This is a genomic window from Citricoccus alkalitolerans (assembly GCF_039528175.1).
GTDB lineage: Bacteria > Actinomycetota > Actinomycetes > Actinomycetales > Micrococcaceae > Citricoccus > Citricoccus alkalitolerans.
In genome coordinates, this window is record NZ_BAAALH010000002.1 from 304833 (window position 1) to 322508 (window position 17676).

The 17676-nt window shown below is 68.8% G+C and carries 17 protein-coding genes; 7 read left to right on the top strand and 10 right to left on the bottom strand.

Annotated features, from left to right (window positions below):
- Positions 1 to 30: 30 nt before the first annotated feature.
- Positions 31 to 531, bottom strand: a complete 501-nt coding sequence (locus ABD134_RS07265; RefSeq protein ID WP_344228182.1) for a DUF456 domain-containing protein — start codon at positions 529 to 531, stop codon at positions 31 to 33.
- A gap of 63 nt (positions 532 to 594) precedes the next feature.
- On the opposite strand from ABD134_RS07265, the gene ald reads away from it, so the two are divergent.
- Positions 595 to 1734: an alanine dehydrogenase gene (gene ald, locus ABD134_RS07270; protein WP_344228184.1), complete on the top strand. Its 1140-nt coding sequence runs from the start codon at positions 595 to 597 to the stop codon at positions 1732 to 1734.
- Here ald and ABD134_RS07275 read toward each other — a convergent pair.
- Positions 1701 to 2246 carry a DedA family protein gene (locus ABD134_RS07275; protein WP_344228186.1) on the bottom strand — a complete coding sequence of 182 codons (546 nt, stop codon included), beginning with the start codon at positions 2244 to 2246 and terminating at the stop codon, positions 1701 to 1703. The two genes, ald and ABD134_RS07275, sit on opposite strands and share 34 nt — an antisense overlap.
- 39 nt (positions 2247 to 2285) lie before the next feature.
- Here ABD134_RS07275 and ABD134_RS07280 point away from each other — a divergent pair, with 39 nt between their 5' ends.
- Positions 2286 to 3005, top strand: a complete 720-nt coding sequence (locus tag ABD134_RS07280) for a GerMN domain-containing protein (RefSeq protein ID WP_344228188.1) — start codon at positions 2286 to 2288, stop codon at positions 3003 to 3005.
- A 22-nt stretch (positions 3006 to 3027) separates the two neighbouring features.
- On the opposite strand, the gene ABD134_RS07285 is transcribed toward ABD134_RS07280, so the two are convergent.
- The 4 genes from ABD134_RS07285 to ABD134_RS07300 form a co-directional block, all read right to left on the bottom strand.
- The gene (locus tag ABD134_RS07285; protein ID WP_344228190.1) at positions 3028 to 5337 is read right to left on the bottom strand and encodes an acyltransferase family protein; all 2310 of its coding nucleotides are present in this window, start codon (positions 5335 to 5337) and stop codon (positions 3028 to 3030) included.
- A gap of 65 nt (positions 5338 to 5402) precedes the next feature.
- Entirely contained in the window at positions 5403 to 6038 is a 636-nt protein-coding gene (pdxT, locus tag ABD134_RS07290) for a pyridoxal 5'-phosphate synthase glutaminase subunit PdxT (protein ID WP_344228192.1), read from the bottom strand.
- Between the two features lie 46 nt (positions 6039 to 6084).
- On the bottom strand, positions 6085 to 7077 hold the full coding sequence (gene pdxS, locus ABD134_RS07295) for a pyridoxal 5'-phosphate synthase lyase subunit PdxS (protein ID WP_344228194.1): 993 nt from the start codon (positions 7075 to 7077) through the stop codon (positions 6085 to 6087).
- 138 nt (positions 7078 to 7215) lie between these two features.
- Positions 7216 to 8061 (bottom strand): HpcH/HpaI aldolase/citrate lyase family protein, encoded by an 846-nt coding sequence (locus ABD134_RS07300; protein WP_344228196.1) that lies wholly within the window; start codon positions 8059 to 8061, stop codon positions 7216 to 7218.
- 58 nt (positions 8062 to 8119) lie between these two features.
- On the opposite strand from ABD134_RS07300, the gene ABD134_RS07305 reads away from it, so the two are divergent.
- The 4 genes from ABD134_RS07305 (at position 8120) to ABD134_RS07320 (ending at position 11609) form a co-directional block, all read left to right on the top strand.
- Positions 8120 to 8626, top strand: coding sequence for a helix-turn-helix domain-containing protein (locus ABD134_RS07305; protein WP_344228198.1), 507 nt, complete (start codon positions 8120 to 8122; stop codon positions 8624 to 8626).
- Positions 8627 to 8646: 20 nt separating this feature from the next.
- Positions 8647 to 9414 (top strand): GerMN domain-containing protein, encoded by a 768-nt coding sequence (locus tag ABD134_RS07310; RefSeq protein WP_344228200.1) that lies wholly within the window; start codon positions 8647 to 8649, stop codon positions 9412 to 9414.
- A 140-nt stretch (positions 9415 to 9554) separates the two neighbouring features.
- The gene (locus tag ABD134_RS07315) at positions 9555 to 10769 is read left to right on the top strand and encodes an aminotransferase-like domain-containing protein (RefSeq protein WP_344228202.1); all 1215 of its coding nucleotides are present in this window, start codon (positions 9555 to 9557) and stop codon (positions 10767 to 10769) included.
- Positions 10770 to 10982: 213 nt separating this feature from the next.
- Positions 10983 to 11609 carry a PadR family transcriptional regulator gene (locus tag ABD134_RS07320; RefSeq protein WP_344228204.1) on the top strand — a complete coding sequence of 209 codons (627 nt, stop codon included), beginning with the start codon at positions 10983 to 10985 and terminating at the stop codon, positions 11607 to 11609.
- Positions 11610 to 11611: 2 nt separating this feature from the next.
- Here ABD134_RS07320 and ABD134_RS07325 read toward each other — a convergent pair whose 3' ends face one another.
- The 4 genes from ABD134_RS07325 to ABD134_RS07340 all read right to left on the bottom strand — a co-directional run bounded on the left by ABD134_RS07325 (position 11612) and on the right by ABD134_RS07340 (position 17030).
- Positions 11612 to 13006, bottom strand: a complete 1395-nt coding sequence (locus tag ABD134_RS07325) for an aminomethyl transferase family protein (protein WP_344228206.1) — start codon at positions 13004 to 13006, stop codon at positions 11612 to 11614.
- A 242-nt stretch (positions 13007 to 13248) separates the two neighbouring features.
- On the bottom strand, positions 13249 to 14805 hold the full coding sequence (locus ABD134_RS07330; protein WP_344228208.1) for an acyl-CoA synthetase: 1557 nt from the start codon (positions 14803 to 14805) through the stop codon (positions 13249 to 13251).
- A gap of 125 nt (positions 14806 to 14930) precedes the next feature.
- The gene (locus ABD134_RS07335; RefSeq protein ID WP_344228210.1) at positions 14931 to 15926 is read right to left on the bottom strand and encodes an ABC transporter substrate-binding protein; all 996 of its coding nucleotides are present in this window, start codon (positions 15924 to 15926) and stop codon (positions 14931 to 14933) included.
- 102 nt (positions 15927 to 16028) lie between these two features.
- Entirely contained in the window at positions 16029 to 17030 is a 1002-nt protein-coding gene (locus ABD134_RS07340) for an ABC transporter substrate-binding protein (RefSeq protein ID WP_344228211.1), read from the bottom strand.
- Between the two features lie 171 nt (positions 17031 to 17201).
- On the opposite strand from ABD134_RS07340, the gene ABD134_RS07345 reads away from it, so the two are divergent.
- The gene (locus ABD134_RS07345; RefSeq protein WP_344228213.1) at positions 17202 to 17648 is read left to right on the top strand and encodes a MarR family winged helix-turn-helix transcriptional regulator; all 447 of its coding nucleotides are present in this window, start codon (positions 17202 to 17204) and stop codon (positions 17646 to 17648) included.
- Positions 17649 to 17676 lie beyond the last annotated feature (28 nt).

The following is a 17676-nucleotide window of genomic DNA, read 5'->3' on the forward strand; positions in this document are numbered from 1 at the left end:
GTGACGCGCCGCCGTCGTTGTCCCGGCCCCTCAGCGGTTGAGGAAGTGCACCAGGGTGCCGATCGCGAAGGAGGAGGCTGCCAGCGAGGCGCAGCCGAACTCCACGAGGATGCCCAGCCCCATGGACTTTAGGGCCTCCCAGGAGGATTTCGCGGCGGCCTTCAGGTCCCGGCGCCGGGCAAACTCTGCAGCGAGCAGCCCCACGGCGAAGCCGACGAAGAGCCCGATCACGGGGATCACGAACATGCCCACGATCGCGCACGCCACGCCCACCAGCACGGGTCCACTCGGAATCTGCTCGCGCTTCATCTTCCGGCCGGTCAGCACTGCTGACGCGCTCAGCCCCGCAATGGCCAGACCCGCGCCGATGATGGCGGCAGTCCAGGCGGCGGGCGAGCCGAGGACCCAGGCCCAGCCGATGAGGGTGAGGACGGTCAGGATGGAGCCGGGCAGGATCGGGATGATGGTGCCGAGCACGGCCACCACCAGCAGCAGCCCGGCGATGACGGTGGTGATGATCTCGTAGTCCACGTGCCCAGTATGGTGCCGGGATCGCCCCTCCCCGAAACGGGCGCAGCAGGCTAACGTCGAATCATGCTCATCGGCGTCCCCACTGAAATCAAGAACAACGAGTTCCGCGTCGGCCTCACCCCCGCTGGCGTCACGGAACTCGTCCACCACCAGCACGAGATCATGGTCCAGTCTGGGGCCGGGCTCGGCTCGGGCACCCCGGACGACGACTACCGGCAGGCCGGGGCCCGCATCGTGTCCTCAGCCGAGGAGATCTGGGACCAGGCCCACCTGGTACTCAAGGTCAAGGAGCCGGTGGGCCCGGAATGGCAGCTGATGCGCCGGGGACAGACGCTGTTCACCTACCTGCACCTGGCCGCCGATCCGAAGCTCACCCACGCCGTGCTCGAATCCGGCACCACGGCCATCGCCTACGAGACCGTCACCCGCGGGCGCGCGCTGCCGCTGCTGGCCCCCATGAGCCAGGTCGCCGGACGCCTCGCCCCCCTGGCGGGCGCCTACCACCTGACGCAGGCCCAGGGCGGCTCGGGCATCCTCATGAGCGGCGTGCCCGGAACCCGGCGGGCCCGCGTCGCGGTGATCGGGGCCGGCGTCGCCGGAGAGGCCGCTGCCGTGGTCGCCGCCGGCATGGGCGCCGACGTGACGGTGCTGGACATCAACCTCGACCGCCTCACCGAACTGGACACCGCGCACCAGGGCCGGTTGCACACACTGGCCTCATCGAAGATGCACATCGCCGAGACCGTGGCGGATGCCGACCTGGTGATCGGCTCGGTGCTCATCCCCGGTGCGGCCGCCCCCAAACTGGTCACCGCGGACATGGTGGCGGCCATGCGCCCGGGCTCGGTGCTCGTGGACATCGCGATCGACCAGGGCGGCTGCTTCGAGAACTCCCGGCCCACCACTCATCAGGAACCGACCTTCCGGGTGGGTGAGCAGATCTACTACTGCGTGGCCAACATCCCCGGGGCCGTCCCCCAGACCTCGACGGCGGCCCTCACCAACGCCACGCTGCCCTACATCCTGCGGATCGCCGACCATGGCTGGCGTGAGGCCCTCGCCGCGGACGAGGGGCTACTGTCCGGACTGAACGCCCACGAGGGCGTCCTCACCCATCAGGGGGTCACCGACGCCGTGGCCGGTCCGCTGGGGCTGGACCCGCAGCTGGACTACCGGCCGGCGTCGGACGTGGTGTCCGCCTGAGTCCTGGCCGCCTGGCGGGCGCTGCGCTGGGCACGTGAGGCACGCAACCGGGCGAAGCCGCCCGTGCGCCACAGGACCAGCACCACGACGCCGGTCAGCACCAGGACCAATGCGAGCAGCGCCACCGGGCTCGCCAGGGCCGTGGTGATGACCGCCCAGACGACGGCCATGCCGATGGTCCCGTAGATGACGCCCCAGATCAGGGATCCGAGCAAGGCGGCGGGGATGAACCGGCGCCACCGCATGCGGGTCACGCCGGCCGTGCCGATGACGGCCGTCTGGATGCCGACCGTGAGGAAACAGAAGGGGATGGCCCAGGGCCCCCAGCGGTCGATGAACCGCATGGCGCGCAGGTAGACCGGGCCGGACATGTAGCGGCGCAGGGCGGTGTGCTCGGCCCCGGCAGCGAGCCCCCGGCCGAGGGCGTACGTGGCGGTCGAGCGGCACAGGGCGCCGCCCCAGAACAGAAGGATGGCCCAGACCAGCGGTAGGGAGGCGATCCAGTCCATCATGGGGCAAGTCTAGGCTCCGGCCTCGTCTAGGCTCAGGGTATGAGCCAGACGCGAACCGCCCGACGCCCATTCCTCGTCACCGCGGCCCTGACCGCCGTGCTGTCCCTCGGCCTGACCGCCTGTGGAACGGGCGGCGGCGAGTCTACCGAGAGTCCCACCACCTCCCCGAGTGACACCGCCAGCGCCAGCGCGTCGGCCACTGAGTCGATGCCGGCGACGGAGTCAGCGACGCCGAGCGAGTCTGCCACCGCGTCCTCCTCGGCCAGCACGGCCCCGTCCGGTTCACCCTCCGCTTCCGCATCAGCGTCCGCTTCCGCGTCGGAGACCGCCCAGGGCGCCACGGAGGCCACCGTGTACTGGGTCGCGATGGACAACCTCGAGGGCATCGAGTTCCCGGGGTGCGGGGACAGCAGCCTGATGGAGTCCACCGCCCCGGTCTCGGGCGCCGGAGACGTGGGCGACCCATCCTTCGTGGAGGCCGGCCTCCAGGTGCTGCTGGACCAGACCGAGTACGAGGTCGGTTCCGGCCTGACCAACTCGCTCTACCAGTCCGAACTCGAGGTCACGGAGGTCTCCATCTCCGGCGACACCGTGACCGTGGACCTGGCCGGCTCCCCGATCTCCTCGGGCACCTGCGACGATCCGCGCATCATTGCCCAGCTGGAGAACACCGCCCTGGCCAACGCGGGCGTCTACACCGTCGAGATCCTCCTCGACGGCACCCCGATCCAGGAGGCCATGAGCCAGAAGGGCTCCTGAGCGCGGGGGCGGGGCCCCGGCCCTACCGGAGGGCCGGGACCAGGTCCTGACTCTGCAGCACCTCACCGAGCCAGGGCGCCATCGACTCGGCATACGTTGAGGTGAGGTGGTTCTTGTCCCGCCACACCACCACTCCCCCGATGACCGCTGGGCAGGTGCCGTCCGGGCAGATGCCGCCGGCGAGTTGCAGGGGAACCGCTGACGCGGCGCGTTCCAGGGCGGCACGCTGCTGGTCTGCCCCCGAGTGGTCGGCCTCGTCCTGGGCGAAGCCGCACTCCTGGACATAGGTGTCCGGGCGGGTCTCGATGCACTCCGGGATGTTGTAGCCGGGAATCGGCGGGTCGATGATCACGCCGACCGGGATGCCGCTCTCCTCCAGCGCGTTCCACGCCGCGGCCTGGCCTTCCGGCACGGAGTACTGGTCCTCTGGCGCCTCGTAGATGAAGGAGGACGTCAGGACGAGGTCATAGTCTCCGGCCCGCAATTCCTCCATCACCCCGGCGTTCCACTGCTCACACTCGGAGAACACGTCCTCCTGCAGCAACACCTGGCCGGCAGTGAGGGGGCAGGAGGACTTCAGGTAGGTGCTGACCTGCCATCCGTTCTCGGCGGCCAGCCGGTTCACGGCGGATTGCCAATGGGCCGCGTGGGAGTCGCCGGTCAGGGCCACGCGGAACTCCGCGTCATCCGGGCCGTAGGTGCAGGCGAGCGGGTCGGCCTCCCGGTCACTCTGCACACAGTCCTGGGCGTAGGCCTCCGGCAGGTCGAGGTCCACGGTGTCCGCACCGGGCAACAGCGCCTCGACCGGCGTGTGGCCCAGGGCTGCCTGCGGGTCGGCCTGCAGCAGCTCACCCCCGAGCAGCGCGGTCCCCAACCCGGCGCCCCCGGCGCGCTCGGCGCCCTCGGTACCCTCATCTCCCGGACCGCCTTCGGCGGCTTGGTCAGAGGCGGTCGGCTGGCCTGACTCGCCTGACTGGCCCGCTTGGTTCGATGGGTTCGGCTCCCCCTCCGGGCCCTGACCCTCCGCAGTCCGGTCCTCCGCTGCTTGATCCAACGCCTCCGCATAGGTGGGCGGCTGCCAGCCAGGGGGGCCGGTACGGGACGTGGCGATGTCCAGGGACACCGTCCCGACGATCACCGCGAGCGAGGCGGCGAGTCCGAGCTGGATCGCCTTCCACGGGGGCCTGACGAAGGACCACTTCTGGAAGGGCTTCTCCACCCACCGGTAGCTGGCCCAAGCCGGCAGGAAGGACAGGGCCGCCGCCACCAGCCCGACGTACCAGGGCAGTCCGCCGAAGAGGAAGGTGGCCATGACGATCAGCGGCCAGTGCCACAGGTACAGCGAGTAGGAGAGGTCCCCCACGACCGTCACGGGACGCAGGGACAACAGTGAGCCGACGCCGGCGCGCTCCCGGGCGTTCAAGCCGGAGACAATCACGGCCGCGGCACCGAGGGTCGGCACCAGGGCCGCCGCGCCAGGAAAGGACGTCGCCCCGCTGAAGGACACGCCGGCCCCGATCATGGCGGCCAGCCCGGCCCAGCCCAAGGCGAGCGCCCACGGTCGGGGCAGGTCCGCCAGCCGGGTGGCGAACAGGGCCAGAAGCACACCCACTCCGAACTCGTGGATGCGGGTGGTGGTGGCGAAGTAGGCCATCCCCGGATTCACGGCCGTGAGGTGCAGGGAGTGCACCAGTGAACCAATGAACAGGACCACCGCGGCGCCCACGATCCACTGGCGTTGGATCACCGCGAGACTGGACGCGGCACGGTGCCGGGACCTCCCGCCGACGGGCCTCTCCTGGCGGGCGTGACGCCAGCGGGCGACCACCAGGACGAGGATGAGCACCAGGGGCCAGAGCAGGTAGAACTGCTCCTCCACGGCGATCGACCAGTAGTGCTGCAGCGGACTGGCTGCCTCGTCCTGACGCAGATAGTCGGTGGACCCCTGACCGAGGATCCAGTTGACCACGAACAGCACACTGCCCGTGGCCTCGGTGGCGATTGCATCCCAGCGGGAGCGCGGCAGGATCGCCAGGGTCAGCAGCACTGTGCCGATCAGCGCCACCAGGGCCGCCGGGAGGATGCGCCGGACCCGCCGTCCGTAGAAGTCCACGAGGTCCAGCCGGCCGTGCTCCCGGATGCGGGCGAGCAGCCCGGATGTGATCAGGAATCCGGAGATGACGAAGAAGATGTCCACGCCCACGTAGCCACCGGGAGTGAACGGCAGGCCAGCATGGTAGAGGAGGACGAGCAGCACCGCCACGGCACGGAGCCCCTGGATATCGGACCGGAACCGGGTGCCGGGGTGATGCGCTGGGGAACCTGGTGACACGACTTCTCCGACTCTGCTGGAACGCGAAGTACTCTATCCGACCGGGACTGAGGGGTGGGCTCAGGTCAGCGGATCACGTGCTCCAGGAAGTAGCGGTGGAAGGACCAGTCGCCCGTGACCTCCGGGTGGAAACTCGTGGCCAGCAGACGGTCCTGCCGGACGGCCACGGGGACACCCCCGTCCGGGTCATCCGGATCGTCCAGGCACGACGCCGGCACGCTCGCCAGCACCTGCACGTCCGGTCCCGCGCGCAGCACCGCGGGGGCCCTGATGAAGACGGCGTGCACGGGATCCCCGGAGACCGCAGGCACCTCGAGGGCGGTCTCGAAGGACTCCACCTGCCCGCCGAAGGCATTGCGCTGCACGGTGATGTCCAGCCCGCCGAAACTCTGCTGGCCCGCGATCGGATTGGCGATCGACTCGGCCAGCATGATCATCCCGGCGCACGTGCCATAGACCGGCAGACCCGCACTGATCGCCTGCCGGATGGCCGGGGCCACGCCGAGCAGCCGGGAGAGCTTGTCCATCACGGAGGACTCCCCGCCGGGGATGACCAGGCCGTCCAGCCCGGCCAGATCCGTGGCGGAACGCACCGGCCTGACCCGCGCGCCGAGGGCGGTCAGCACCCGCACGTGCTCGGCCACATCCCCCTGGAGGGCGAAGACGCCGACGAGGCTTCCTGTGGTGTGCCCGCTGGTCACCGGCGCGTCATCCCGCTGAGAGCCCCGCCCCCAGTCGTGTGGGTGGTCACCAACCGCGGTCGGCGAGGCGGTGCGGGGCGGGCAGATCGCCGACATTGATGCCGACCATCGCCTCACCGAGACCGCGGGATGCCTCGGCGACGGCGCCGGCGTCGTTGAACTGGGCCGTGGCGCGCACGATCGCGGCGGCACGGGCGGCGGGGTTGCCGGACTTGAAGATGCCCGAGCCCACGAAGACGCCGTCCGCACCGAGCTGCATCATCAGCGCGGCATCGGCGGGCGTGGCCACGCCGCCGGCGGTGAAGAGCACCACGGGCAGCTTGCCCTCGCGGGCGACCTCGGCCACCAGCTCGTACGGGGCCTGGAGCTCCTTGGCGGCCACGTACAGCTCGTCCTTGCTCAAGGCGGACAGCTTCGCTATCTCGCCACGGATGGTGCGGATGTGCTTGACAGCCTCGGAGACATCCCCGGTTCCCGCCTCACCCTTGGAGCGGATCATGGCTGCGCCCTCGGTGATGCGGCGCAGGGCCTCGCCGAGGTTGGTGGCGCCGCAGACGAAGGGGACGGTGAAGTCCCACTTGTCGATGTGGTTGATGTAGTCAGCCGGGGAGAGGACCTCGGACTCGTCGATGTAGTCGACCTTGAGCGCCTCGAGGACCTGAGCCTCCACGAAGTGGCCGATGCGCGCCTTGGCCATGACCGGGATGGAGACGGCCTCGATGATCCCGTCGATCAGGTCTGGATCGGACATGCGGGCCACCCCGCCCTGGGCACGGATGTCCGCGGGCACGCGCTCGAGGGCCATGACGGCCACGGCGCCGGCGTCCTCGGCGATCTTCGCCTGCTCCGCGGTGACCACGTCCATGATCACGCCGCCCTTGAGCATGTCCGCCAGGCCGCGCTTCACGCGGGCGGTGCCGGTGCGGGCCGAGCCCTGACCGGAATCGCCGATGGAGCCCGGGGCCGGGGTGGAGGGGTCTGAGGTGTACGTACCGATGGAGGACTCGGTCGACTCAGTGGATTCAGGGGTGTTGTTCATGGTGTTCCTTTACGGGTGCGGCCGGCCGGGGTGGAGGGGATCACGCCGGTGCTCTCAGGAGAGAATCTACCGCCCCAGGATCGGGTGCGGGGTGTTCGATGTTCGCCGGTGACGAAGCATGACCTCGGGCCGGAGTTCTCAGGCGTTCCAGAGCCCATAGGAATCGGCCAGGTCGGCGATCTTCTGCGCTCGGGCCAGTCGGGGCAGGTAGGAGCCATCGCCCACGGAGGCCCCGGCCCGGTGGGCCTGCAGCATGTCCACGGCCCAGGAGACCTCGTCCTCGGACGGGGACAGGGCCAGGTTGATGGATTCCACCTGCTCGCGGTTGAGGCATAGCCGCCCGGTCATGCCCATGGACTGGGTGGTGCGGGAGGACTCGACCACGGTGGCGTTGCTGTCCGCCGCGCCGGGAGGGCCGTCGATCGCGCCGGGCAGCTTGCCCACGCGAGAGGCGATGACCAGCCGCGAGCGCGCGTAGGCCATGGCCATCGGGTCGTCGGAGATGCCGGTGTCCTTGCGGAAGTCATTGGTACCGAAGGCCAGGCGAAACGTCCCGGGGGCCTTGGCCACGGCGGTGGCGTTGTCCAGACCGACTGCCGTCTCGATCAGGGCGATCACGGGGGTGCCGGCGCGCAGGCGCATGGCGGTCAGCGTGACCTGCTCGGGCTGCTCGGCCAGGGCCAGCATGACGCCGCGCAGCCCCTCGGTGCCGGACAGTGCCTCCAGATCCTGCTGCCAGTCATCGGTGTCGATCCCGTTGATCCTGACCCACGCGGACATGCCGCCATTGAGGGCCTCCACCACGTTGGCGCGGGCGGCATCCTTCTGGTCGGCCGGGACGGCGGCCTCCATGTCGAACAACACCGAGTCCGCCTCGGAGGCGAGCCCGGGGGCGAAATCCTCCGGCTTCGCCGCGTTCACCAGCAGCCAGGAACGGCTCAATTTGGCGGGCAGGGCGGCGGCACGACGGTTACGCATGGGCATGAATCCCAGCCTACCCGCGCACCGGACGCCCCGGGTAAGCCTGACTAGGGTTGGGCCCATGGCCGAAGAGACCCCCATCCTCACCCGCAGCTCCACCATCGGGCCCCTCGACGAGGACGAGCGGAGGATCCTAGCCGGTTTTCGCAGTCTCCGCGGCTTCCGCGGCACCCCAGCGCCCACCAGCTCCCCCGCACTCGCCGGGCAGCCGAGCACGACGTCGGACGCCACCGTGGTGCTGGACGGCACCACGGTGCGGCTCGGGCCGGGGGCCACCGCGGCGGTGCTCGAGTTGCTCGGCCGGCTCGCCTCGGGCGCGGCGGTGACTGTGTCCGAGCAGGACCGGTGGCTGAACACCTCCCAGGCGGCACGATTGGCCGGGGTCTCCAACACCTACCTCCGCCAGCTGACGGACCGCGGCGAGATCCCGGTGACCTACCGGGGGACGCACCGGCGGATCCACCCCGATGACGTCCTCGCATGGGTTCAGCAACGTGGCAGCGGCGGAGCGGGAACGCCAGGGACGGCAGAGGCGGCGGAGTACGATGGTCAGGATTCCCAGCCATAGCCCTGCCGTTCAGGAGTTCCATGACCTCGCGACGCCGACCGGACCATGCGTCCGGCCACCCGGCCCTGCGCCGGACCGCCGCGGGACTGACCGCGGCCCTGGCCGCCGTCGTACTCGCCGGGTGCTCGATCTTCCCTTCCCCCAACGAGGCACCGGCCGACCAGGACGGCTCGGCCCTCCCCGAGGCGGACGCGAACGGCTATGCGGAGCTATCGCTGTACTTCGTGGCCCTGAGCGGGGAATTCCCACCGGCGACCACGGGCCGGGACGTTGCCTGCCAGGACCTGCTGCTCCGCGCCTCGTCCGTGCCGGTCAAGACCGAGGACCGGGTGGGGGCCGCGGTCGGCTTCCTGATCGACGACGAGCAGTACAGCCACGGCGATCCGGCCATCACCAACGCCCTGGACCCGTCCGAGGACGGCCTGCGCTACTCCTCAAGCCGCGTCGAGGGTGACACCGTGACGGTGGAGCTGACCGGGGACGTGGTGACCCGCAGCCAGTGCGAGTCGTTCCGCATCCGAGCCCAGCTCGACCGCACTGCGGCCGCGGCGGCCGGAGTGGAGAACGCGGAGATCCTGGTGGACGGCGTGCGGATCGAGGAGATCCTCGGCCTGCCCGAGCTGGAGTTGGGCGAGGAGTTCACCACTCCGGCGGACGAGCCGGCGCCCGGCGAGGCCCCGGGCAGCACGGAGGGGGCCGTGCCTGAGGACGGAACCGGCGAGGCTGGCGAAGCCGACCAGATCGACGAGATCGGCGATCGCCATCAACTCAACAACCCCGAGGGCTGATCTGGGCCGGGCTGCACCGTCACGGGTCGATCCGGGGTTGATGCTGAGCTGAACCAACCGGGCTCCGGCACGGTTCCACCCACCTCCGGCGTGCGGCCGCCCCTTACGCCGAAGCTCGGCCCGTTGTTAGCATCGGCCCCATGGCCGACCCTTCAGCATTCCTTTCAAACCGCGCGCGCGGCGTGAAGCAGTCGGCGGTGCGGGATGTCTTCGACCTCGCCATGACCCCCGGGGTCATCTCCCTGGCCGGAGGCAACCCTTGGCTGGACGACCTGCCCCTGGCCGAGCTCGGGACCATCGCCGATGAACTCGTCGCCCGGCAGGGCCACCTCAGTCTGCAGTACGGCGCCGGCCAGGGCACCCCCGAACTGCGGGACGCGGTCTGCTCCGTGATGGCCGCGGACGGGATCGCCGGCGCGGAACCGGAGCACGTGGTCATCACCCCCGGCTCCCAGGCTGCGATCGACACCGCGGCGCGCATGCTCGGGAACCCGGGGGACGTCGTCGTGGTGGAGGACCCAACGTTCGTGGGCGCCCTGAACACCTTCAACACGTGGGAACTGGACGCCGTATCCACCCCCACCGATGAGGAGGGCCTGATCCCCGTGCTGCTGCGCACCACCCTGCGGCGACTGCGCACCGCCGGACGCCGGGTCGCGTTCCTCTACACGATCCCCTCCTATGCCAACCCCTCCGGGGCACTCATGCCGGCCGAGCGGCGCGAGGAGGTCGCCCGGATCTGCCGCGAGGAGGACGTCCTCATCGTGGAGGACAACGCCTACGGCCAGCTCGGCTTCGAGGACGGCCCCGTGGCCCCGATCGCCGCGGCCCACCGCGACCAGGTCATCTACCTCGGCACCGTCTCCAAGATCTTCTCCCCCGGCGTTCGCATCGGCTGGGCGCTGGTGCCGCCGGCACTGCTGCGCGAGTTCTACCTCTCGGCGGAATCGGCCTTCGTCTGCCCGCCGGTGTTCAGCCAGATGCTCTCCACGGCGTTCCTCACCCGGTTCGACTGGCAGGCCCACGTGGCCCGCTGCGCCGCCGAGTATGCCCTGCGCTGCGATGCCCTGGTGAATGAGATGCAGCAATCCCTGGACCCGCGCGTGACCTGGATCCGGCCGGCTGGCGGCTTCTTCATCTGGTCGCGGATGCCGGACGGACTGGACACGCTGCCCCTGATGCACGCGGCCGCGGAGGCTGGAGTCGTGTTCGTTCCGGGCGGCGCCTTCACTCCCGACGCCGGCCCTCACCCCCACTTCCGGCTCGCCTTCTCCTTCGTGGCACCGGAGACGTTGCGTGAGGGCGTGCGCCGACTGGCTCCGGTGCTCAACGGAGCCCTGCCGAACACCCCGTGACCAAGACCGCCGCGGTGCACCGTGACCCGGCCCCTCAGCGTGGTGACGCCCGGCCGTCACCCGGTGTCTGGACGTCACGTGACACCCGATGGCTCTATGGTCATAGGTATATGGCTCACGGCCCGTTACAGTGGTGCGGATCACCGTTTCGTCCGGGGCAACAGCCCGGGGCAGCAGACCGCAGCCGGGCGTCCGGCAGGAAGGATGGACCGGATGTCCCTGCGCAACGCGCTGCTGGCACTGCTCACCGTGGAGCCCATGACCGGATATGACCTGGCTAAGCGCTTCGGCTCCTCCGTGGGCAATGTGTGGCACGCGCCGGACTCCCAGATCTACCCGGAGCTCCGGCGGATGCTGCAGGACGGGCTATTGGAGTCCGAGGAAGTCGCCTGGGGTCGCAAGGGACGGAAGATCGAGTACACCATCACCGAGCAGGGCCGGAAGGCCTTCGGCGAGTGGATGGACTCCGACCTGCAGTGGACCCGGGACCGCGACCCCATGCACCTCCGGGCCGCCTACTTCGAGTACGCCACCCCGGACCGCGCCCGCGCCCAGTTGACGGCCTACCGCGAGCACATTCTGCAACTCCGCGAGCAGTGGCAGCAGCAGATCGACGAGGTCGTCGCCGGCACGTCAGAGACCCTCAACCGCCGGCTCGAGACCGTCCCCGCCTCCCAGCACCGCCGCACCACCGCCTTCAAGAAGTTCACCTATGAGGGCCTCGTGGACCGCGCGGACGTGGAGATCGCCTGGGCCGAGCGGGGGTTGAGGCTCCTGGACGAGCTGGACGACCTGGATGCGCAGGACGAACTGGCCACCCTGAGCACCCAGGACGCCTAACCTCAGCCGTTGTCCCGGTACCGGGTCCGCGCGTATTCCTGATAGGGGGCCGGGGCCACGGTGGCGCGGATCCTCACCTGCCGGTGGTCCCGGTCCACCTGGGGCTTGCGGGAGACCGGGGCCTCGCCCCAGAGGACCTCGACCTCCTCGCCGTCCGCGATGGTCGAGTCCAGGGTGGCCAAGGACATGTACAGCTGCGGGTATGCCACGTAGCCGGCGTCCGTGGAGATGCCCACCTGCTGCGAGCCCTGCAGCACCTCGTCCATCTGGTAGAAGCCATACCGCGCTTTCGGGAAGTCCAGGTACTTGGCCGGGGTCCCCTCCTCGAGCTGGGATTTCACGACGCCGGCCACGTCGTCCGCGTTCCACAGCAGCGTGACCTTGCGCCGGGTCTGGTTCTCGGCATGCCGCTCCAGGGCCTCGCGGCCGTGGAAGTCGTGGTTGAACCTCACGGAACGGCCGAGCCCGAGGTCGTAGGGCGTGACGTAGTAGTCCTCGATGGCCTCCGAGTACAGGGATCCGCCGATCGACCCCGCGCGGGCCGCCGGCAGCCAGGCACGGTACTCGGCGAGGTCCTCGCCGAAGATGGCCGGCAACGGCGTGGGGACCCAACCGGATTCCAGCGGTGAACTGGAGTAGGCCTTGGCGCCGACCTGCCGGATACCGTGCTCCGCCCCGGCTTCCAGCAGGGCGCCGTGGACGGCCTCGTGATCCTCCCACGGCCCGTAGAACTCGAAGCCGGGCTGGCCGGCCATGCCGTGACGCAGGGCCTTGACGCCCTTTCCGGCGATCCTCACGTCCGCGATGTGGAAGAACTTCACGTCCGGCACCGGTCCGCCGAAAACCTTCTCCATGACACGGTCAGCCTCCGGCCCCTGCAACTCGTACCGGTAGAAGGTGGGCGGGCCGGAGCGCATATTCGAGTTCGGGTCGAGCCGCTGGTGCACGTCCTTCCCGGCCGCCTGGGCCTTCTCCACGTTGAATCGGATCCAGTCGATCTGGATGTGGTGGCCCACCAGGACCAAGCCCTCACGCTCGTCAGCGTGGTAGAACAGGATGCCGTCGCCGATCAGGTAACCGTCCTCGTTCACAGTGATCAGCTGCTTGGCCACCCCTGGACGGAACGTGGCAAAGGTGTTCGGGGAGAGGGACTCGAGCAGCGGGATGAGGTCGGCACCGCCGAGGAACAGCTGAGTCATGTGGTGCGACTGGTCCATCAACCCCACGGTGGTGCGCCATGCGCGCTGCTCGTCCCGCCAGTTCGTGAACTCGGGTGTGATGGGAAAGGTGATGGACGGCCAGTCCTGATTGCGCAGGAACTCGACGGGGCTGCCCACGCGGCTGATGGCCTCAGCCAGGGATTCTATGGCGTTGGATGGAGATTTGGTCTGGGACATGAAGACGGTCCTCCCGTTCGGGCCCGCGTCCAATCCTCGGGTTCCGGAGGGCGGAGGTGCGGCGCCAGTGCCACCCAACGTAGGCACGGAGCCAGAGCAGCGGAAGACATCGTCCCTTTGAAAGGAAAGAATCGTCCAGACCGACCAGGACCAGATGATCCTGGACGGACAACGGAGTGCACGACGCCGGCCCCTACCCCAGGTGCATGGCCGGCGTCGTGCCGTGACGGAGTTCCCCCTCGTCAGCCGAACTTCTTGCGCAGGTCCGGCTTGCGGATCTTGCCGGAGGCGGTGCGGGGCATCTCCTCGGTGAACACCACGGACTTGGGGATCTTGTAACGGGCCAACTTGCCGTTCAGGTGCCCGATGACCTGCTCCTCGGTCAACTCATGCCCGTCCCGGACCACGATCACCGCGCGCGGGACCTCGCCCCACTTCTCGTCCGGAACGCCGATCACTGCCACGGCGGCCACACCGTCCAGCTGGGAGATCTCCTGCTCCACCTGCGCCGGGTAGATGTTCTCGCCACCGGAGATGATCATGTCCTTGAGGCGGTCGGAGATGAAGACGAAACCCTCCTCGTCCTGGTAGCCCATATCCCCGGTCTTGAGCCAGCTGCCATCCTCGGCCACCACGAAGGAGTCCACCGTGGCCTCCGGACGATTCCAGTAGGCCTTGATGACATTGGGGCCTTGGACCTGGATCTCGCCAACCTCCCCGGGAGCGCAGACCTCCCCCATCGGGTCCACGATCCGCACGAAGGTGTGGAACTGCGGCAAGCCGGCCGAACCCTGCTTGGCCCGCGAGTAGCGGGCGGGCAGGGTGGTGGCCCCTGGGGACGTCTCGGTCATCCCGTAGCCGTTGGTGAAGGACAGGCCCTTCTTCTCGTAGGCCTCCAGCACGCGCAGCGGCACGGCGGAGCCGCCGCAGGTGAGCTGGCGTAGCGAGGAGATGTCTGCCGACTCCCAGTTCGGGTGCTCGGCCAGCAGCTGATACGTGGTCGGCACCCCCGAGATGAAGGTGGCCCGATGCCTCTCGATGAGCTCGAGCACGCGCCCGGGCTCGAACCGCGGCTCCAGCACCAGGGTGCCGCCCTTGAGCAGGGTCGGCAGCACGCCCATTCCGAGGGAAGCCACGTGGAACATCGGGGCGATCATCAGGGCCACCGAGTCGGACATGATGTCGAAGTCCGTGATGACGTTGAAGGAGTTCCAGGTCAGGTTGCCGTGCGTCAGCATGGCGCCCTTCGGCTTGCCCGTGGTGCCGGACGTGTAGAGGATGATCGCCAGATCCTCCAGGTCCACGGCCACGTCCGGGCGGACCGGCTCACCGGAGAGCATCAGCTCCTCATACGCAAGGGCGGGCAGATCACCTTCCTGCCGCTCGGCCGGCACCGGGGTGCCGTCCTGGACCAGGGCCAGGAGCCCGACGCCGGTTCCCCGGCTCCCCGAGACCGCCAGCGGTTCCATGGTGACCGAGGCCAGGAGCACGGTGGAACCCGAGTCATTCAGGGCGAAGGCGATCTCCGGCGGCGCCAGGCGTGTGTTGAGGGGCACGAACACCGCACCGAGAGAACCGACCGCGAACAGGGCCTCAAGGAACGAGGGGTGGTTCTCTCCCAGATAGGCCACGCGGTCACCCTGTCGCACGCCGCGCCGCGCCAAGGCGTCCGCCAGGCGGTCGATGCGATCCGCCCAGGCGTCATAGGTCAGCTCGCCGGCGGCACTGATGACGGCGACCCGCCCGGCAGACTTGATGCGACGGCGGTGGATCCAGTCCCCGATTCCACGGTTGTTCATGCGTTCCTACTCCTCGCGGCGGTATGGCGTACGGCGATTGTGCGGCGGACCACACTCACTCTCATTGTGCGCCATTCCGTTGAGTATTTCAACGATTGTTGACAACATTCGTGGCGTCGCGCCGATCACTGGCCGGCGCCCTCCACCATGAGGTCACCGGTCGCGGGGATCTCCTCGATCAAGCTCATCTCCAGGAGGATCTCGGCCATGCGCTCCAGCGAGGCGACGTTGTGCAGTTGCGGGAACTTCGGCATGGTCAGCTCCTCCACGGTCTCGGGGTCAATCGAGGTGTAGCTGGACAGGACGGCCTTGGCCTCATCAGGGTGGTCCGTGGCGTACTGCTGGGACTCCTTCATGGCCTCAGTGAACTGCCCCACCAGCTCGGGCTCCTGCTCCATCATCTGGTCCGTGGTGAAATAGCCGGAGACGGACAAGTCCTGCACCGGCTCGGCGAAGAACCCGTAGACATTCCGGGCACCGCCCTGCTCGGCCATGGTCACGAAGGGTTCGACGGCGGTGATGGCATCCACGTTGCCGGCCTCGAGCTGAGCCTGCATGTCCGGGAAGCCCACCTCAACGAAGTCCACGGTCTCCACGTTGCCGCCGGCCTGCTTGATGCCCTCGTAGGCGGTGGCGTGATTGATGTTGTTGAGCGTGTTCACGGCGACGCGTTTTCCCTCCAGGTCCTCCACCGCCTGGATGTCGGAGTCAGCCGAGACCATGATTCCGGCCGCGTCGTCTTCGCCGTTGCCGGTGGACTGCGGGCCGGTGGCCACGATCTTCAGCGGCAGGCCGGCGTCGCGCCCGATGATCAGTGAGGCCACGTTGGAGAAGCCGAAGTCCATCTGCCCCGACTGCACGGCCGGCACGATCGCCGCACCACCCTGGGCCAGGGTCAGCGTGACGTCCAACCCGTGCTTCTCGAAGATGCCCTCTTCCACGCCGAGATAGATGGAGGCGACGTCGACGATCGGGATGACCCCGACCTCAATGGGCGTCAGCTCGCCGGCGGCCCCAGAACCGCCATCGGATGGGGGAGCCGACCCCTCCCCGGTCCCTTCCGAGGGGGAGCCGGAACCGCAGGCGGTCAGGGCGAACAGTGCGGCTGCAGTGACCGCCATGGCACGGACTCTTCTGGTGAACATGATGGACCTTCTCCTGTGCGAACAAAGGACCGGCCGGGCCCACGGTGGGACCCGGCCGGCATGGTGATGGACTTCCTGCTACTGGACGATCAGGTCTTCGGTCGCCGGGATGGCGTCGATCAGGCCGGAGTCCAGGGACAGCTCGGCGATCTTCTCGAGGGAGGCGATGTCATGCTCCTGCGGGAAGCGCGGCATCGTCAGCTCGTCGATCACATCCTGCTCGAGCGACGTGTAGCTCGGCAGCACGGCCTTGGCCATGTCCGGATTGTCCGTGGCGAACTGCTGGGACTCCTTCATCGCGGCGGTGAAGGCCTCCACCAGCTCAGGATCCTGCTCGATCTTCTCGTCCGTGGTGAAGTAGGCCGCGATCGAGAGGTCCGGAACAGGCTCGGCGTACTGCCCGTAGACGCGCTGACCACCGGAGGCCTCGGCCAGGGTCACGAACGGCTCCACGGCGCCGATGGCGTCCACATTGCCGGCCTCAAGCTGGGCGACCATCTCCGGGAAGGGCATCTCGACGTACTCGATGGACTCCGGATCGCCGCCTTCCTGCCTCATGCCCTCGGAGATCACGGAGTCGTTGATGTTGTTCAGGGTGTTCACGGCGATGCGCTTGCCCTCGAGGTCCGCCAGGCTGGTTGCCTCAGAATCCTCCGGGACCACGATGTGAGCGAAGTCGTCGTCCCCGTCACCGGTGGTCTGCGGGCCGGTGGCCACGATCTTCAGCGGGAGGCCGGCGTCGCGCCCAATGATCAGGGAGGTGACGTTGGAGAAGCCGAAGTCCATCTGCCCGGACTGGACGGCCGGGACGATCGCCGCACCACCCTGGGCCAGCGTCAGGGTGACGTCGAGGCCATGCTCCTCGAAGATGCCCTCTTCCACGCCCAGGTAGATCGGGGCGACGTCGACGATCGGGATGACCCCGACCTCGATGGCCGTCAGCTCGCCGGCAGCGGCCGGCTCGGATCCCTCTGCGGGGGCCGTGGTGGTGCCGCCCTCGGTCGGGGAACCCGAACCACAGGCGGTCAGGGCCAGTAGGGCGGCCGCGCTGATGGCAGCGACGCGAAGTTTCCTCATCATGATGGTGCTCCTGGAAGGCAAAGTGCGAGATGACACCGGCCGGGGGTGGTCGGATGCCTGTAATGTGAGACACAGCCTAGTCAGCCGTGATCCCGGCAGACAAGAGATTTCCATGATTTTGTCAACAATATTGTTCGCCACCCAGATCGTCGCGTGTCAGGAGGCTTGAAGGTGAACGGGACCGAGACCGAGCTGGCCCCTCCCCAGGTGTTCCGCAGCCTCGCCGTGCGCCGCCTGCTGAGTCTGCACGGCCAGCTCTGGACCGAGCACGTCTCCACGGAGAACACGAGCATCCAGTTCGGGCTCCTGCTCTGCCTCGCCCGCTCCGAGTCCGGCCTCAGCCAGACCGAGATTGCCGCCCAGCTCGCTGTGGACAAGGCCTCCCTGACGGAGCTCGTCAGCCGGATGTCCTCCCGAGGACTGGTCAGCGTGCACCGTGACGCTCAGGATGGCCGCCGCCGGGTGGCCACCCTGACGGCTGCGGGTTATGGCCTGCTCCAGGAGATGTACGGGCCCGCCCTCGAGGTCAACCGCCGGCTCTTCACCCCGCTGAGTGAAGCCGAGAGTGATCAGCTGATGGGCCTGCTGGAGCGCGTCCTCGCCGAGCACCCCGTCTGAGGCGGATCCGGCCGAACCTCACAGCACA

Coding starts and splice junctions, on each gene's coding strand:
- pdxS (WP_344228194.1), bottom strand. CDS start 7,077: ATGAACAACACCCCTGAATCCACTGAGTCGACCGAGTCCTCCATCGGT.
- ABD134_RS07335 (WP_344228210.1), bottom strand. CDS start 15,926: ATGGCGGTCACTGCAGCCGCACTGTTCGCCCTGACCGCCTGCGGTTCC.
- ABD134_RS07275 (WP_344228186.1), bottom strand. CDS start 2,246: ATGATGGACTGGATCGCCTCCCTACCGCTGGTCTGGGCCATCCTTCTG.
- ABD134_RS07300 (WP_344228196.1), bottom strand. CDS start 8,061: ATGCCCATGCGTAACCGTCGTGCCGCCGCCCTGCCCGCCAAATTGAGC.
- ABD134_RS07315 (WP_344228202.1), top strand. CDS start 9,555: ATGGCCGACCCTTCAGCATTCCTTTCAAACCGCGCGCGCGGCGTGAAG.
- ABD134_RS07330 (WP_344228208.1), bottom strand. CDS start 14,805: ATGAACAACCGTGGAATCGGGGACTGGATCCACCGCCGTCGCATCAAG.
- ABD134_RS07320 (WP_344228204.1), top strand. CDS start 10,983: ATGTCCCTGCGCAACGCGCTGCTGGCACTGCTCACCGTGGAGCCCATG.
- ABD134_RS07280 (WP_344228188.1), top strand. CDS start 2,286: ATGAGCCAGACGCGAACCGCCCGACGCCCATTCCTCGTCACCGCGGCC.
- ald (WP_344228184.1), top strand. CDS start 595: ATGCTCATCGGCGTCCCCACTGAAATCAAGAACAACGAGTTCCGCGTC.
- ABD134_RS07325 (WP_344228206.1), bottom strand. CDS start 13,006: ATGTCCCAGACCAAATCTCCATCCAACGCCATAGAATCCCTGGCTGAG.
- ABD134_RS07310 (WP_344228200.1), top strand. CDS start 8,647: ATGACCTCGCGACGCCGACCGGACCATGCGTCCGGCCACCCGGCCCTG.
- ABD134_RS07305 (WP_344228198.1), top strand. CDS start 8,120: ATGGCCGAAGAGACCCCCATCCTCACCCGCAGCTCCACCATCGGGCCC.
- ABD134_RS07340 (WP_344228211.1), bottom strand. CDS start 17,030: ATGATGAGGAAACTTCGCGTCGCTGCCATCAGCGCGGCCGCCCTACTG.